13 protein-coding genes and 1 pseudogene are annotated in these 16,270 nt (G+C 63.5%); 8 read left to right on the top strand and 6 right to left on the bottom strand.

What is annotated here, in order from left to right; genetic code table 11:
• Nucleotides 1-68 precede the first annotated feature (68 nt).
• From AC3YOG_RS15615 to AC3YOG_RS15600, 4 genes are read left to right on the top strand one after another with little or no spacing between them, the layout of a single operon-like run.
• On the top strand, nucleotides 69-1,130 hold the full coding sequence (locus AC3YOG_RS15615) for an aldo/keto reductase (protein ID WP_127754181.1): 1,062 nt from the start codon (nucleotides 69-71) through the stop codon (nucleotides 1,128-1,130).
• Nucleotides 1,123-1,806, top strand: a complete 684-nt coding sequence (locus tag AC3YOG_RS15610) for a fumarylacetoacetate hydrolase family protein (RefSeq protein WP_127754180.1) — start codon at nucleotides 1,123-1,125, stop codon at nucleotides 1,804-1,806. Before AC3YOG_RS15615 ends, AC3YOG_RS15610 begins: the two co-directional genes overlap by 8 nt.
• Nucleotides 1,806-2,894 carry an ATP-dependent DNA helicase gene (locus AC3YOG_RS15605; RefSeq protein WP_127754179.1) on the top strand — a complete coding sequence of 363 codons (1,089 nt, stop codon included), beginning with the start codon at nucleotides 1,806-1,808 and terminating at the stop codon, nucleotides 2,892-2,894. The genes AC3YOG_RS15610 and AC3YOG_RS15605 overlap by 1 nt, the downstream gene beginning before the upstream one ends.
• On the top strand, nucleotides 2,891-3,781 hold the full coding sequence (locus AC3YOG_RS15600) for a transglutaminase family protein (RefSeq protein WP_127754178.1): 891 nt from the start codon (nucleotides 2,891-2,893) through the stop codon (nucleotides 3,779-3,781). Before AC3YOG_RS15605 ends, AC3YOG_RS15600 begins: the two co-directional genes overlap by 4 nt.
• A gap of 25 nt (nucleotides 3,782-3,806) precedes the next feature.
• On the opposite strand, the gene AC3YOG_RS15595 is transcribed toward AC3YOG_RS15600, so the two are convergent.
• Nucleotides 3,807-4,646 (bottom strand): transglutaminase-like domain-containing protein, encoded by an 840-nt coding sequence (locus AC3YOG_RS15595; RefSeq protein WP_127754177.1) that lies wholly within the window; start codon nucleotides 4,644-4,646, stop codon nucleotides 3,807-3,809.
• A 298-nt stretch (nucleotides 4,647-4,944) separates the two neighbouring features.
• Here AC3YOG_RS15595 and AC3YOG_RS15590 point away from each other — a divergent pair.
• Together AC3YOG_RS15590 and AC3YOG_RS15585 are read left to right on the top strand one after the other, a co-directional pair.
• A pseudogene (locus AC3YOG_RS15590) lies at nucleotides 4,945-6,714 on the top strand (cation:proton antiporter domain-containing protein); the annotation flags it as partial.
• Between the two features lie 855 nt (nucleotides 6,715-7,569).
• Nucleotides 7,570-7,998, top strand: a complete 429-nt coding sequence (locus tag AC3YOG_RS15585; RefSeq protein WP_127754176.1) for an RrF2 family transcriptional regulator — start codon at nucleotides 7,570-7,572, stop codon at nucleotides 7,996-7,998.
• 236 nt (nucleotides 7,999-8,234) lie between these two features.
• Here AC3YOG_RS15585 and AC3YOG_RS15580 read toward each other — a convergent pair whose 3' ends face one another.
• The 4 genes from AC3YOG_RS15580 to AC3YOG_RS15565 form a co-directional block, all read right to left on the bottom strand.
• A complete protein-coding gene (locus AC3YOG_RS15580; RefSeq protein ID WP_172124460.1) occupies nucleotides 8,235-9,044 on the bottom strand; it encodes an ABC transporter permease subunit in 810 nt (269 codons plus the stop codon).
• A gap of 1 nt (nucleotide 9,045) precedes the next feature.
• Nucleotides 9,046-9,996: an ABC transporter permease subunit gene (locus tag AC3YOG_RS15575; protein WP_127754174.1), complete on the bottom strand. Its 951-nt coding sequence runs from the start codon at nucleotides 9,994-9,996 to the stop codon at nucleotides 9,046-9,048.
• A gap of 234 nt (nucleotides 9,997-10,230) precedes the next feature.
• On the bottom strand, nucleotides 10,231-11,379 hold the full coding sequence (locus tag AC3YOG_RS15570; protein WP_489935732.1) for an ABC transporter ATP-binding protein: 1,149 nt from the start codon (nucleotides 11,377-11,379) through the stop codon (nucleotides 10,231-10,233).
• Nucleotides 11,380-11,439: 60 nt separating this feature from the next.
• Nucleotides 11,440-12,531 (bottom strand): polyamine ABC transporter substrate-binding protein, encoded by a 1,092-nt coding sequence (locus AC3YOG_RS15565; protein WP_489935731.1) that lies wholly within the window; start codon nucleotides 12,529-12,531, stop codon nucleotides 11,440-11,442.
• A 401-nt stretch (nucleotides 12,532-12,932) separates the two neighbouring features.
• On the opposite strand from AC3YOG_RS15565, the gene AC3YOG_RS15560 reads away from it, so the two are divergent.
• Nucleotides 12,933-13,880: a pseudouridine-5'-phosphate glycosidase gene (locus AC3YOG_RS15560; RefSeq protein WP_489935730.1), complete on the top strand. Its 948-nt coding sequence runs from the start codon at nucleotides 12,933-12,935 to the stop codon at nucleotides 13,878-13,880.
• A complete protein-coding gene (locus AC3YOG_RS15555; protein ID WP_172124454.1) occupies nucleotides 13,877-14,761 on the top strand; it encodes a carbohydrate kinase family protein in 885 nt (294 codons plus the stop codon). Before AC3YOG_RS15560 ends, AC3YOG_RS15555 begins: the two co-directional genes overlap by 4 nt.
• Before the next feature lie 22 nt (nucleotides 14,762-14,783).
• Here AC3YOG_RS15555 and AC3YOG_RS15550 read toward each other — a convergent pair whose 3' ends face one another.
• A complete protein-coding gene (locus AC3YOG_RS15550; RefSeq protein WP_489935729.1) occupies nucleotides 14,784-16,184 on the bottom strand; it encodes a M20/M25/M40 family metallo-hydrolase in 1,401 nt (466 codons plus the stop codon).
• Between the last annotated feature and the right edge of the window lie 86 nt (nucleotides 16,185-16,270).

Genomic DNA, 16,270 nt, shown 5'->3' with positions numbered 1-16,270 from the left:
ATAGCGCGCATTGACCCGACCGCGTTTGCGCACTAGCCCTAACGACCCAGCACAACAGGAGCTCCGCCATGGAGTATCGTTATCTCGGCCGTTCGGGACTTCGCGTATCAAGCCTGACCATGGGCACCATGACCTTTGGTGGCTCCGAGCGGGTGGGCAACACGCCCCAGGACGAAGCCACCCGCCAGATCGATCTCTGCCTCGATCACGGCATCAACCTGCTCGACACCGCCAATATCTACAACAAGGGCGTGTCCGAGGAGATGATCGGGGTGGCGCTGAGCGAAAACGGGCGCCGCGAGCGCACCCTGCTTGCCACCAAGGTGCGCTTCCGCACCGGCGATGGTCCCAATGATGCGGGTCTGTCGCGCCATCACATCATCGAGCAGTGCAAGGCCAGCCTCAAGCGCCTCAAGACCGACCATATCGATCTTTACCAGGTCCATGAATGGGACGGGATGACCCCGGTCGAAGAAACCATGGAAGCGCTCGACATCTTGGTCAAGCACGGCCATGTCCGCTATATCGGCTGCTCCAATTACTCTGGCTGGCACATCATGAAGGCGCTCCAGGCTGCCGGCGAGCGCCACAATGAACGCTTCATTTCCCAGCAGATCCATTACACCCTCCATTCGCGCGAAGCCGAATATGAGCTGGTGCCGATCAGCCAGGATCAGGGGCTGGGCATTCTCGTTTGGTCTCCGCTTGCCGGCGGACTCCTGTCGGGCAAATACCGGCGCGAAGGCGGCCCCGATGCCGGCCGCCATGTGGGGGGCTGGCGCGAGCCGCCGGTGCCTGATTGGAACCGGCTCTATGACATCATCGATGTGATCGTCGCCATTGCCGAAGAGCGCAATGTGTCGGGGGCGCAGGTGTCGCTGGCCTGGCTGCTGGGCCGGCCGGGCGTCACTTCGGTGATCATCGGCGGGCGCAGCGAAGAGCAGTTCCGCGACAATCTCGCTGCCGCCGAGCTCAAGCTCTCCAATGAGGAGCGGGCGCGGCTCGACGCCGTCAGCCGGCCGCCGCTGCTTTATCCCTATTGGCACCAGACTTTTACCGCCAACGACCGGCTTGGGCCCATCGACCAGGATTTGCTGGGCTCTTATGTAGAGGAATTCAAGCGTGACTGAGTTTGTGTTTTCGCCACCGGCACCCGTTGGCCTTCCTGTGGATGACGGACGGATGTTTCCGGTGCGACGCATTTTCTGCGTTGGACGCAACTATGCCGAACACGCCCGTGAAATGGGCAATGACGCGCGCGAAGCTCCGTTCTTTTTCTGCAAGCCCGCCGATGCCGTGGTGACGGATAGCAGCGCGGTGCCTTATCCCCCCCAAACCAGTGACCTGCACCACGAGATCGAACTGGTGGTGGCCATCGGCACCGGCGGCGTCGACATCCCGGAAAGCCAGGCCCTCGATCACGTGTTTGGTTATGCCGCCGGCCTCGACATGACGCGGCGCGACCTGCAGGCCGTCGCCAAGAAGGCCGGCCGGCCCTGGGACATGGCCAAGGGCTTTGACCAGTCCGCCCCCATCGGCACCATCGTGCCGGTTGATCGGATCGGGCATCCCGGCACGGGTGCCATTACTCTGAGCGTTAATGGCGTCGAGCGGCAGCGTGGCGATCTGGGTGACCAGCTCTGGGGCGTGGCTGAAACCATCGCTTATCTCTCGGGCCTGGTTCGTCTCGAGCCGGGCGATCTGATCATGACCGGCACGCCGGCCGGCGTCGGCGCGGTTCAGCGCGGCGACCAGCTGGTTGGCACAATTGAAGGCGTGGGCACTATCGCGACCACGATCAGCTGATGACGCAATGGTCGGCACAACAGGATGCGGCCCTCAAGGCCGTGTCCAGCTGGCTCAAGGATCGGGACGGGCCGCAGGTGTTCCGCCTGTTCGGCTGGGCGGGCACCGGCAAGTCGACGCTTGCCGTGCATCTGGGCAGTGACGTCAAGAACGTTAAATATGCCGCCTTCACCGGCAAGGCCGCACTGGTCATGCGCCGCCGCGGCTGCAAGGGCGCCCAGACCATCCATTCGCTGATCTATTCGCTGGTCAGCGAAAAGGAAGGCGAGCCCCGTTTCGTGCTCGATCCGGAATCCCCCGCAGCCGATGCCGATCTCATCGTCATCGATGAAGTCTCGATGGTGGACGAGCAGCTGGGGCAGGACCTGCTGTCCTTTGGGGTCAAGGTGCTGGTGCTGGGCGATCCGTTCCAGTTGCCTCCCGTGCAGGGCGCCGGGTTCTTCACTGCCGAAGAGCCCGATATCATGCTCACCGAAATCCATCGCCAGGCTGCCGACAATCCGATCATCCGGCTGTCCATGGATGTGCGCGAAGGCGGCTATCTCGAACATGGCCGCTATGGCGAGTCACTGGTGGTCGGGCGTGACTCGGTGGATCGTGATGCTGTGCTTCAGGCCGACCAGGTGCTGGTGGGACGCAACAAGACGCGGCTGCAGTACAATGACCGCCTGCGCGAGTTGCGCGGCCTGCCATTTCACGAGCCGGTGGTGGGCGATCGCATGGTGTGCCTGCGCAACAATCCGCGCAAGCGCCTCCTCAATGGCCAGATCTGGATCGTCACCGAAGTGGCGCGCAAGGCGAATGGCAAATATTCGCTGCTGCTGGGCGCTGACGAGGGCAAGGGCGAAGCCAAGGTAATGACCCACAAGGCGTTCTTTTCGGGCGAAGAAGACGCCATGAGCTGGCCCGAGCGGCGGCAATTCGATGAATTCACCTTTGGCTATTGCCTGACCGTGCACAAGGCGCAGGGCAGCCAGTGGGACAATGTCTACTTGTTCGACGAAAGCTTCGTGTTCCGTGAGGAACGCGCGCGCTGGCTTTACACCGCCATCACCCGGGCGGCCGAAAAGATCACGGTGGTCTCATGACCCTGCTCCAGGTCAGGCACGAGACGGTCTACCGCTATGCCGGCCCTGTCCAGTTCGGGGAGCACCGCCTTCTGGTGCGCCCGCGTGACAGCATGGAACAAACGCTGGAATCCTTTGCCCTTCGCATCTCGCCTGAACCGGTCGGTGTGCGCTGGATCCATGATGTGTTTGGCAATTGCATCGCCCTCGCGCGCTTCGAGAAGCCCGCTGACGAGCTGCGCATCGTCGCCAGCATGGTGCTCGATCATGCGCCCGAAAGCTCGCCCGATTTCGAGATCGATCCGCGCGCCAAGCTGTATCCCTTCGACTATGGCGGCACCGACGCGGTGGATCTGGGGCCCACCAGCCAGCGCCAGTTTCCCGAGGAAACCGAAGTCGACAGCTGGGCGCGGCGCTTCCTTGATCCGCGGGGCAGCACCAATACCGGTCACCTGCTGATGACCATGACCTATGCCATCAAGGAGAGCTTTGCCTATATCCGGCGCACCCAGCCGGGAACGCAGCGTCCGTCCGTCACCCTGTCGAGCCGACGCGGCACCTGCCGGGATTTCGCGCTGCTGATGATGGAGGCCGTCCGCTCGCTCGGCCTCGCCGCCCGGTTTGTGTCGGGTTATCTTTACTCCCCAGACCGCGATGGCAGTCATCGCGGCGGCGGCGCAACCCATGCCTGGTGCCAGGTCTTCCTGCCGGGAGCCGGGTGGGTGGAATTTGATCCAACCAATGGCATCATTGGCACCCGCGACCTGATCCGGGTCGGGGTGGCGCGCGAGCCCGGGCAGGCCATTCCCATTGCCGGCACCTATACCGGCGCTGCGGGGGATTACCTGGGCATGGATGTGGAAGTCAGGGTCGAGCGCGTGACCTCGCTGCAGGATTCTATGGGTTGAAAGCCAGCCCTGGGCACCGTCTGGTTCAGCTGAGTTCGGCGACGCTGACTGCATCCACTGTCCAGGGTTCATCCGTATCCGCATCGAGCGCATCGGCCCAAACGCGCACTCCGCGGGACTGCACATTGCCAAAAAGCGTAGCAAAGGCCGTGTCGGCCGCGTCGCGTCCCGAGCCGATCCGCACCAGCCCGTCAAGCGCCGCCATGCGCGTGGGGTCGAACAAGTACCAGCGGTCACCGAGATAGGCCTCAAACACCGCGTGGAAATCCTGCGGCTGCAGCTGCCAGGCATAACAGGACACAAAGCGGGCCGGGATGCCGAGCGCCCGGCAAAAGGTCACGCCCAGATGCGCAAAGTCGCGGCACACGCCAGCGCGCGTGGCAAAGGTATCGGCCGCGGTCGTTGAGGTGTCGCTGGAGCCGGCGAGGTAATCGACCTCCTCATGGATCCAGTTGCAGATCTCGGTCACCCGGACAAAGCCGGGCTCCACATCGCCGAACTGGCGCGACGCAAAGCGGGCCAGGAGGTCCGATGGGCAATATCGCGAGGGATTGAGAAACCCGAGGGTTTCGGGCGGCAGCTGCGCCACCGGAACTTCGCCAATATCGGCTGGGTTCGCCAGCACTGGATCAAGCACGATCTGGGCGTCATAGCGGAGCTTGAGCGCTCCACCCGATGCCGTCAGGCGCCGGAACCGATTGCCAGTGTCGTTGGCGGTAAACTGCTCGGTCACGAATGGCGGGGTGACCACAATGCGCTCGTTCAATATTCGCTGGCGGCCGCCATGCATCGCCTCGACATTGAAGATCAAGGTGGCGTTGTCGAAAACCTCGTAATCGATCTCACAGCCAATGGATAACCGCATCGCCACTCCGTGTCTGCCCAGGGTGCGAAACCCGGCGGCAATCGGTGGGATCGCGCGGTTCGCTGGCGCTTGAACCTCGCCACCGCCGCAACCCTTGCGAGCCCCCTGCGCTTTAGTCAAGCTCGCCATCACGCTGACAAACTTGATCAACAAAGAGAGGGCTGCAGCAAAACTGACCAAACCGATTTAATTGCTGCACTTTTCCCGATCGCGGGCGCTTGCGGATCACGCATTGATGCCCCAATTTGCAGCAGGGTCATTCCTGCACTTGTCCTTGTTGTTAGCCCGGAGTTCTTTCATGCACCATGATACCCCCCTGATCTCGACGATCGTCGCGGGTCTGGTGCTGGCCTTTATCTTCGGGATGATTGCCAATCGCTTCCGGCTCCCGCCGCTGGTGGGTTATCTGTTTGCCGGTATTCTGGTGGGCCCCAATACGCCCGGCTTTGTCGCCGACCAGGCGCTGGGGGCAGAACTGGCTGAACTGGGCGTGATCCTCCTCATGTTCGGGGTGGGGCTGCATTTCTCGCTCAAGGACCTGATGAGCGTACGCGCGCTCGCCATTCCCGGCGCGCTGGTGCAAATCGGCTTTGCCACACTGTTGGGACTGGGTTTGGGGATTGTTCTGGGCTGGGGCATCGGCGCGGGCCTGCTGTTTGGCCTCGCGCTTTCGGTGGCCTCCACCGTCGTGCTGCTCAAGGCCCTGCAGGACCGCCGCTTGATTGAAACCGAGCGGGGCCGCATCGCCGTTGGCTGGCTGATCGTCGAGGATCTGGCCATGGTGCTGGCGCTGGTGCTGATCCCCGCCATTGCTAGCCTTTATGGCACCGATAGCGGCATCCATGATCCCTTTGTGTCGTTTGTCGAGCGCGTGCTGCGCACCGAAGTCGGGATCTGGGGCGTGCTGTTCCTGACCCTCGTCAAGGTCGCGGCCTTTGTGGGCTTCATGCTGATCGTTGGCCGGAGGCTCATCCCCTGGGCCCTGCACGCCACAGCCCATACCGGCTCGCGCGAACTGTTCCGGCTGGCCGTGCTCGCCATTGCACTGGGCGTGGCGCTGGGTTCAGCGGTGCTGTTCGGTGTGTCGCTGGCGCTGGGTGCATTTTTTGCCGGCATGATCCTGTCGGAAAGCGAGCTCAGCCACCGCGCCGCCCAGGAAACCCTGCCGCTGCGCGACGCCTTTGCCGTCCTGTTCTTTGTGTCGGTCGGCATGCTGTTCGACCCTTCCATCATCATCACCGATCCCCTGCCGGTGCTGGCCACCGTGTTCATCATCCTGATCGGCAAATCGGCGGCCGCCTTTGGCATCGTGCTCCTCTTCCGCCGCCCGGTGGGCACGGCGCTGACCATTTCCGCCTCGCTGGCGCAGATCGGCGAGTTCTCGTTCATCCTTGCTTCGCTCGGCGTGTCGCTGGCGATCCTTCCGCCCGAAGGGCAGGACCTGATCCTGGCGGGCGCACTGATCTCCATCGTGCTCAACCCGCTGGTGTTCTGGGGCGCTGACGTGCTCAAGCCAACCTTCGAAGCCCAGTTCGGCCGCCGCTCGGCACGCGACGACGACATCCGCATCGAGCCGGGCGAGGGGCCAGTCGTTTCCGATGGTCCGCTGACCACCGACCGGCCCAATGCGGTTGGCGTTGAAAGCGACACCCAGGACCTCGATGACGCTCCCGAGCCCGTTACCCTGACCGGCCACACGGTGCTGGTGGGCTATGGCCGGGTCGGGCGCGTCGCCGCCGACGCCCTGCAGCCTACCGGCAAGCTGGTGCTGATCGAAGACACCGACCATGCCGTGGCCGCTGCCCGCGCCAAGGACATAGCGGTCGTGGTGGGCAATGCTGCGAGCCTTGATGTGCTCAAGCTTGCCAATCTGGGTGCCGCCGAAGCGCTGATGATCGCCATTCCCAATGGCTTCGAGGCCGGCACGGTGGTGGAGCAGGGCCGCAAGCTCAATCCCGCCATCCGCATCATCGCCCGCGCCCATTCGGACGAGGAGGTCGAGCACCTCACGCGCCACGGCGCCGATACGGTGATCATGGGCGAGCGCGAAATTGCCGCCGGCATGCTCGCCTGGCTCAGTGGTGCGCGCGCCGATGATGGGCTCGTTGCCCAGGAATACGCGGCCCAGGCGCGCGCGGCCGAAGCGCGGCTCGCCCCCACCGAAAACATCCTGCACAAGGTCGCGGGCGCCCCGCTCGCAGCGGGGGCCGAGCCGGTGCTGGGCGATTTCGAGGCTGCGAGCCTCCAATCGGACCCCGCCGCCGAAGCCACGGAAATCGAGCCGCTGGCCACGACCCTTGCCGGGGAAACCCTCGAACCCGATTTCATGGAAACCGAGCCGGAGTTGCTCAACGACAGTCTCACCGATGTCGACGCGCCCGATGCTTTCGCCGAGGCACTCGGTCCTGTCGAGCCGCTTGCCGCCCATCCTGTTGGCGCCCCGAGTGCCACTCCCGAGACGCAGGAGACGGCTCAGGTGCCGCCGGTGCTGGTTGATGGTGGCGGGTCCGCAACTGCGCCCGCTATGCCGCCCGCCGCGAACCCGTCCGCGGCCGAAGCGGCTGTAGTTCGCGAAGAGCCTCTGGTGGAGGTTGGTGAGCCGGCTTCGCTCGCCGAGCCGGTTGATCTGCTGGTGCCGCCCGTCGACGACGCTGCGGCCGAGACCCACGAGCACGGTCCGGTGCTGTCCACCCCCCAGGCTCCCGAGCCGCTGTTGCCTGCCGGTGGGCCCGCGATGGCTGCTGAGCCGGCGCTGCCCGCTGAGCCGGCCGCGCCCAGCGAGCCACCCGAGGTTACCCCCGAGCCCCGCGATAGCCTGCCGTCACTGGACGAACTGCCGCCGGAACCCGAGGACGGGGAAGCCGACCGTCCATCGGTGGCGCCGCCTGTGACTCCCGAGCCGAGAGGCTAAGCGCCAAGCCCGATGATCTCGCAAAAGGCCAAATATGCGCTGCGCGCCCTGCTTGCCCTCAGCCGGGCGGCGCGCGGTGAATCGCGCATGATTGGCGAGATTTCGCGTGAACAGGGCATTCCCAAGAAGTTCCTCGAACAGATCCTGCTTGAGCTCAAGCGGGCCGGGCTCGTCACCAGCCGTCGCGGCCGGCTTGGCGGCTATGTGCTGGCGCGTTCCCCCGAAGAGGTGATGTTTGGCGAAGTGCTGCGCCTCATCGACGGGCCGCTCGCGCCCTTGCCCTGCCTGTCGCTGACGGCGTACCGGCGTTGCGAGGATTGTCGCGATGAGGCGTCATGCGAAATCCGCCACGTGTTCGAGCGGGTCACCCTTGCTACCCGGGCAGTGCTCGATCGGACCAGCCTTGCCGATTCATTGCAGCTGGAAGATCTTCCGGTCTAGCGGGCAACAAAAAAGGGCCGCCTTGCGGCAGCCCTTTCTGAGTTTAACGGCCTCAAAGCCGGAGGAGGTGTTGTTAGCCGAGGCGTACCTCGCCTGCCAGACCACCAAATCCAAGGCTCTCGTTGAGCGCCGTAATCTCAATAGACATTGGATCACCTCCTTCACATTTGTTGAACATATGAGAAAGATGGGGTGCCCGGGTCGGTTTGTCCAATCACGGCTTGCTGAACGAGAACTTAACGGCTTGACGCATGTGGGCGTGAGCGTAGCTGGAACAGCGTTGCGCCCAGCACACCCAACGCCACGATGCCGATGATGATGGTCGCGAGCGCATTGACATCGGGCGACACGCCCAGTCGCACCTTGGAAAAGATCACCATGGGCAGGGTGGACGAGCCCGGGCCGGACACGAAGCTCGCGATCACCAGATCATCGAGCGACAGGGTAAAGCCCAGCAGCCAGCCCGAAACCAGGGCAGGGGCGATGATGGGCAGGGTGATGTCGAAAAACACCCGTACGGGCGTCGCGCCCAGGTCCATCGCCGCTTCCTCGAGGCTGAGATCGAGGTCGGACAGGCGCGATTGCACCACCACCGTCACATAGGCCATGCAGAACACGGAATGGGCGATGATGATGGTGAGCATGCCCCGGCCCGCCGGCCAGCCAAGCGTGCCTTCCATGGCCACGAACAAGAGCAGCAATGCGAGGCCCGTGATTACGTCGGGCATCACCAGCGGCGCCGAAACCGTGCCCGCGAGCACGGTGCGGCCCCTGAAGCGTCGGAACCGCACCAGCGCAACGGCGCAGAGCGTGCCGAGGAACAAGGCAATGGTGGCGCTGACGGCGGCGATCTGCAGGCTCAGCCACGCGGCACCCAGCATCTGCGGATCGCGGAACAGCTCGCCATACCATTTGAAGGAAAAGCCCGACCAGACCGTCACCAGCCGGGATTCGTTGAACGAGAACACCACCAGCGAAATGATGGGCGCGTAGAGAAATACGAAACCCAGCGCCGCTGCGATGGGCAAAAACCAGCCTCGCCGCATCTTACTTCTCCACCACGGCGTCTTGCGCCTTTTGCAGCAGCATGATCGGGATCACCACAACCACCAGCATCGCAACAGCCACCGCCGCGGCCCGGGGCCAGTTGGTGTTGGCAAAGAACTCGTCCCACAACACGCGCCCGATCATCAGGGTCGAGGGTCCGCCCAGCAGCGAGGGGATCACGAACTCGCCAATAGCGGGAATGAACACCAGCATGGAGCCGGCAATGATGCCGGGCATGGAAAGCGGCATGGTCACCGACAGGAAAGTGCGCCAGGGCCGCGCGCCGAGGTCGGCCGAAGCCTCCAGCAAGGCGCCGTCCAGCTTCACCAGATTGGTGTAGAGCGGCAGGATCATGAAGGGCAGGTAGGTATAGACAATGCCGACATAAACGGCGAAATCGGTCTGCATCATCACCAGCGGCTCGATGCCGAACAGCCCGAGGAACTGGTTGATCACACCATTGCCACGCATGAAGCCGGTCAGCGCATAAACGCGCAGCAGGAACGAGGTCCAGAACGGCAGGATCACCAGCATCAAGAGGATATTGCGCCAGCGATCAGGCGCCCGGGCAATGGCATAGGCCATGGGGTAGCCGATCAGGAGCGTGATGATCGTCGAGATAAAGGCAATGCGGATCGAGCTGAGATACGCGGCGACATAAAGATTGTCGGTGAACAGGCGCAGGTAATTGGTCAGGTGCAGCGTCAGCTGCACCGTGCCTTCCTCATCAAAGGTGATGAGGTCGGAATAGGGCGGGCGGCCGAACTGCTTGATCGACAGCGAAATGCCGAAGACCACAACCAGCGGCACAAGGAAGAACACGGTCAGCCAGATCGCAGGTGCCGCGATCACCAGCATCTTGCCAGAAATCCCAACCGCGGCGAGCCCCCGCTCCACCATGGTCCAGGTCCGCCGGCGCGGCGCGGGATTGTCGATGTCAAAACTGGACATGGATAACTCCGCCCTCGACCGTTCCGGGCCACGATGCAGTTGCTTTGCCCTCCCTCCCCCTTGAGGGGAGGGCCGGGGAGGGGGTCAGCTTGTGGGTCACTGATGACCGGAGGCCCCGATCCACACCCTCCCCCTTGAGGGGAAGGACGGGGTGTGGGTTCCGGCTCATCGCCAAGCTCGGCGGCTGGCCAAATGCCGCAATCGAACCGACCCCCGCTGTGGCTGGGTTGGCCATCATACCGTCAGCACCGAGCCGGCATTGCCACCCCAGGCGCAATACACTTCCTCGTCCCAGGTGATCGCGTCGGGATTGCCGCGCACCGTATTGGTTTGCGTCACCCGCAGGCGCTTGCCGCTGGCGAGCAGGATCTGGTAGACCGTCATGTCCCCCAGATAGCCGATTTCTTCCACCATGCCCTTGGTAACATTGGCGTCGTGCTCATCCTCGGGCTGTTCGCGCGAAAGGCTGATCTTTTCGGGACGCACGGCCCACCACAGGATCTGGTCGGGCGCGCAGTCGACGCCATGGCTCACATAGATGTCGCAACCGAGCTCGGCCGAGCGAATGCGCACATGGTCGGGCTCGTCGTCGATCACCACGCCTTCGGCCATGTTGACCGAGCCGATAAAGCCGGCCACGAAGCGCGAATTGGGGAATTCATAGATATCAGTCGGCTCGCCGATCATGGCGATCTCGCCATAGTTCATCACCCCGATCCGGGTGGCCAGCGTCATCGCTTCCTCCTGGTCGTGCGTGACGACGATGAAGGTGACGCCGAGCGATTCCTGGATCTTGACCAGCTCGAACTGGGTTTCCTCGCGCAGCTTCTTGTCGAGTGCGCCCAGGGGCTCGTCGAGCAGCAGCAGCTTGGGTCGCTTGGCCAGCGAACGGGCGAGAGCCACGCGCTGGCGCTGGCCGCCCGACAGCTGGTGCGGCCGGCGCTTGCCATAGTCCTGCAGCTTGACGAGGCTGAGCAGTTCCTCGACCCGGTCGGCAATCTCGTTCTTGGGCAGGTGATCGCGCTTGAGGCCAAAAGCGATGTTCTGTTCCACGCTCATATGGGGAAACAGCGCATAGCTCTGGAACATCATGTTGACGGGGCGGTTATAGGGGGCCACCTCGGTCATGTCCTGCCCATCGATCTCGATCGTGCCGCTGGTGGGCTGCTCGAAACCGGCCAGCATGCGCAGCAGGGTGGATTTGCCCGATCCCGATCCGCCGAGAAGGCAGAACAGCTCACCCTGAAAAATGTCGAGCGAAACCTCGTTGACCGCGTACACATCGCCGAAGCGCTTGGTCACGTCCTTGATGCGCACAAAAGGTTTGGCTGCCGGGTCGCGCCAGGGTCGGGTATCGGCGGCGATCTGGGGTTTCTTGGCCATGGCGCACTCGAAAAGTCAGAAGGGGCGGCGCTGCGGCCGCCCCCCGATGGGTGGGAATTGTTACTGGCCGGTTTTGATGCGGGTCCAGGTGCGGGTCAAGAGCTCTTCGAACTCGGGGCTATGCGCGGTCAGGGCAAAGGCCTTGGCGACGGTTTCGGCTGGCGGGTAGATGCCAGGATTGTTCTTGACCTCGTCGGACACGAACTCGGTCGCGGGCAGGTTGGGGTTGGCATAGAACACGTAATCGGTGATCGCGGCCACGACCTCGGGCTCGAGGATGTAGTTGATGAACTTGTGGGCGTTTTCGGGATGGGGCGCATCCACGGGAATGGCCATGAAGTCGATCAGCGTGCCCGCGCCTTCCTTGGGAATGAGGTAGCCCACCTCCACGCCCTGGCCGGCTTCTTCTGCCGCATCGGCAGCAATGAATACGTCGCCCGAATAACCCAGCGCCAGGCAGATTTCGCCATTGCCGAGGTCATCGATATACTGGGACGAGTTGAAGTAGCGGATCGAAGGCTTGATTGCGGTCAGCAGTTCCTCGGCCTTGGCCAAGTCTTCTTCGCTTTCCGAATTGGGATCGAGCCCGAGATAATGAAGGGCAATTCCCACCACTTCCGAAGGGCTGTCGAGTACGGCAATGCCGCAGCTCGCGAGCTTTTCCGCGTTCTCGGGCTTGAACAGGAGATCCCAGCTGTCGATCGGTGTATCGGCGCCCAGCGCCTCGGCGACCTTGGCGGTATTGTAGCCTAGTCCGATCGTGTTGATCATATAGGGCACGGCATGGGCATTGTCCGGGTCGAAGTCGGCAGCGGTTGCCATCACTGCGGGATCTAGATTGCCCAGATTGGTCAGCTGCGACTTGTCGAGCTCGCGCAGCAGGCCGGCCTGGATCTGGCGCTGCAGGAAGTTGCCGCTCGGCACCACGATGTCATAGCCCGACGAGCCGGCCAAAAGCTTGGCATCGACGATCTCGTTGGTGTCGTAGACGTCGTAATTGACCTTGATGCCGGTTTCCGCCTCGAAATTGGCGATGGTGTCCTCGGCGATATAGTCCGACCAGTTATAGACATTGAGCACGGGCTCTTCCTGGGCGAGGACGGGTGCCGCGACCATGAGCGTGCCGAGGGCAAGTGCGAGCGACTTGTTCATGTGATGGAGCTCCTGTGAGATGGAAATAGAGATAGAAAAGGGAGGCGAACTGGCCGCCTGAACAAATGTTCAGAGGGCGTTCATCTTTGTGGCGCCGGCGAGGCAAGAGCCCCTGCCGGCATGGCGAACAAGCGCGCTGGAACGCTGAAACAAACTGCTGCCGTGAGCCCAAAGCCGGGAGCATATCGGTCCGCGCAGACGGCGCGATCAACCCAAACCGTGTACAGCGAAGTGCCCTTTCAACGCTGGAATTGCTGCCAAACTAGAGCCAAATGCCGGGGGCGACAAGGGAAAATGGCGCCACACGCAGACCCACTTGACGCCCTGCGTCGACAAGGCGCACAAGCCGCCGCGCACACTGGCGCAAAAGCGCCTTTATTCTGGCAGCGGAACGATTTCCCATGGACGGCAGAGCCTATCTTTCAGTCAGCAGCGGCATCAAAAAAGCCCTCGCAGCCGGCCAACCCGTGGTGGCGCTGGAGTCCACCATCATCACCCATGGCATGCCCTATCCACAAAACCTGGCCATGGCCCAGCAGGTGGAAGCCGTTGTGCGCGAACACGGCGCCACCCCGGCCACCATCGCCATCATGGATGGCCGGTTCTGCGTGGGGGTGAGCGGGGAAGACCTTGAGCGCCTCGCCCAGGAAGGCGCCACTGCCGCCAAGGCCTCGCGACGCGATGTTTCCTCGCTCCTCGTCAAGAGCGTGATGGCCGGCACCACCGTAGCCACCACAATGCAGATCGCCGCGCTCGCTGGCATTTCCGTGTTTGCCACCGGCGGCATCGGCGGGGTGCATAGGGGCGCGGGGGAAACCTTTGATATCTCGGCAGATCTCGAGGAACTGAGCCGCACGCCAGTTGCCGTTGTTTGTGCCGGCGCCAAGTCGATCCTTGATATTGGCAAGACCCTCGAAGTGCTCGAAACCAATGGGGTGCCGGTCCTGGGCTACCGCACCGATGACTTTCCTGCCTTCTGGGCCCGCCAAAGCGGCCACAAGGTGGATCACCGCTTTGACGACGTTGCCGAACTGGCCCGCGTCATCGCCATGCAGGCCGATCTCGGGCTCGGCGGCGTGCTGATCGCCAATCCCATCCCGGAAGCTGCAGCCCTTGACCCTGTAGCCATTGAAGCCCGCATCGCCGAGGCCATCGCCGGTGCCGAGCGGGAAGGCGTCAGCCGCAAGGCCCTCACTCCGTTCCTCCTGAAGCGGGTGTTCGAGCTTACCGGGGGCAAGTCGCTCGAGGCCAATATCGAGCTGGTGAAAAACAACGCCGCCGTTGCCGCCCAGATTGCCGTGGCACTGGCCGAGCGCGCATCGCCCAAGCCGACGCTGCATCGCGCATGAGCCGGGTCTTGGTGATCGGGGACGTGATGACGGACGTCATCGTCCAGCCTGAAGGCCCTGTCGTGCAAGGCTCGGACCGCCGCGCCACTATTCGCAGCCGCCCCGGCGGTTCGGGCGCCAACCAGGCCGTGTGGCTGGGTTCCATGGGGACAGAAGTGCTGTTTGCTGCCCGCGTGGGGGTTGCGGACCAGCCGATGTATGAGAACTACTTCCGCGGTCTAGGAGTGATCCCGGCGCTTGGTGCCGACAAATCCCTGCCCTCAGGGGTCTTGGTGACCTTGCTCGACCCAGACGGCGAGCGCAGCTTCCTGACCGACCGCGGGGCAAACCTGCATCTGTGTGCTGAAGACTTGCCCCCAAGCCTGCTTGAGGGTGTCGGAATGGTAATGGTATCGGGCTACAGCTTTTTTGCTGCAACACCGCGCCATGCCGTGCAGGCGCTGCTCGCCACCGCTCGCTCGCGTGGCATCGAGGTAGCTATCGATCCCGCGTCCATCGGCTTTCTCGATGAGGTTGGGCCGGCCGAGTTCCTGCGCTGGACCAGTGGCGCCGACTGGCTATTTGCCAACGACACCGAGGCGGAAACCCTTTGCGGAGTGGTTGGCTTTGAGTCGCAGATGCGGCTGCTGGGGGATCACTTCAGCAATGTGGTGATCAAGCGCGGCCGCTACGGCGCAGCCTTGGGCGGCAAGGATGGCTTGCGTCTGGCGCTACCCGCGCCCGTGGTTCCGGTCGTCGATTCCACGGGTGCCGGCGATGCTTTTGCCGCGGGCTTTGTGGCGGCCCATTTGGGGGGGGCCGAGCCGGCTGATGCCCTGGCGCGCGCCATCGTGGCCGGTGCCGAGGCGGTGCAGTTCCTGGGCGGACAGCCGGCGGCCTGAACTGCCAGCTGTCCAATACTCATCAGGCCTTGGCGGAGTCCGCGAAGGCGGCGAGCACCCGCACCCAGGCGCGGATGCCGCGGTGGAAGCTTTCCAGATCATATTTCTCGTTGGGCGAGTGGATGGCGTCATCCACATGCGCAAAGCCGATCAGCAGCGTGTCGAGCCCCAGAATGGACTTGAATTCTCCGGCCACGGGGATCGAGCCACCCGAGCCGGTGATCACGGCCGGCTTGTTCCACTCGTCCGTCAGCGCCTTGAGCGCCTGACGCAGATAAACGCCCTCGCTGGGCACGGTTACCGCAGGCGAGCCGCCATGTTCCTTGAAGGTCACGGTGCAATCGGCCGGGATCCGAGCTTCCACATGGCGGCGGAAGGCGGCGCGGATCTTGTCCGGATCCATATTGCCAACGAGCCGGAACGAGATTTTGGCGCTTGCCTGCGAGGGGATCACCGTCTTGAAGCCGTCGCCGGTATAGCCGCCCCAGATGCCATTGATCTCGCAGGTCGGGCGCGACCAGATCGTTTCCAGCACCGAGCGACCCGCTTCCCCGGCCGGGATCGATAGGCCGACACTGCCCAGGAACGCGGCCTCATCAAAGCCAAGACCTTCCCACTGCGCGCGCAGCTCCGGGGTGATTTCGGGGACGTCGTCGTAAAAGCCCTCAAGCGTCACGCTGCCATCGGCAGCGCGCAGGGAGGCGACAATATCGGCGACGACCTGGTTGGGATTGCGCGCGGCATTGCCGAACATGCCGGAGTGCAAATCCTTGTTGGCGCAGGTAACGGTGATCTCCTCACCCACAAGGCCGCGCAGCATGGAGGTGATGGACGGCGTCTGGCGGTCCCACATATCGGTGTCGCACACCAGCGCCACGTCGGCGCGCAGCTCTTGGGCACTGGCTTGCATGAAGCCGGGCAGGTTCTTGCCACCGCTTTCTTCCTCGCCTTCCAGCATTACGGAGACGCGCACGGGCAAGCTGCCGGTAGCCGCCTTCCAGGCGCGGCAGGCTTCAAGGAAGGTCATCAGCTGCCCCTTGTCGTCCGAGGCGCCGCGCCCGACAATGATGGTGCGGCCTTCGGGGCCCTCCTTGATCACGGGCTCAAATGGGTCGGTGTGCCAGAGCGCGAGGGGATCGACCGGCTGCACGTCATAGTGACCATAGAACAACACATGCGGCCCGGGTGTTTGTGGACCATGGGCGACAACGATCGGGTGGCCAGGCGTGGGACGGGCGGCGGCCCCAAAGCCGAGGCCTTGCAGGTCCGCGACCAGCCAATCGGCGGCGCGCCGGCAATCCTGCGCAAAGGCTGGATCGGTCGAGATGGACGGGATGCGCAGCAGGGCTTTGAGCCGTTCAAGGCTGGCGTCGAGGCCCTGGTCAACCTGGGCGAGGACGGCGTCGAGCGCACTGGTGTTCATCATAGGTAATCCTTTCGCGGCAATTGGCCGGACCATGCCGCTTGTGGGAACCAAGGGCAAGGGAGTCCGCTTGAAGAAGCGGAGTA

Source organism: Devosia sp. Z6_126 (assembly GCF_058133495.1).
Note: the sequence above shows the minus strand (reverse complement) of the source record. Positions and strands in the feature narration are given on the sequence as shown.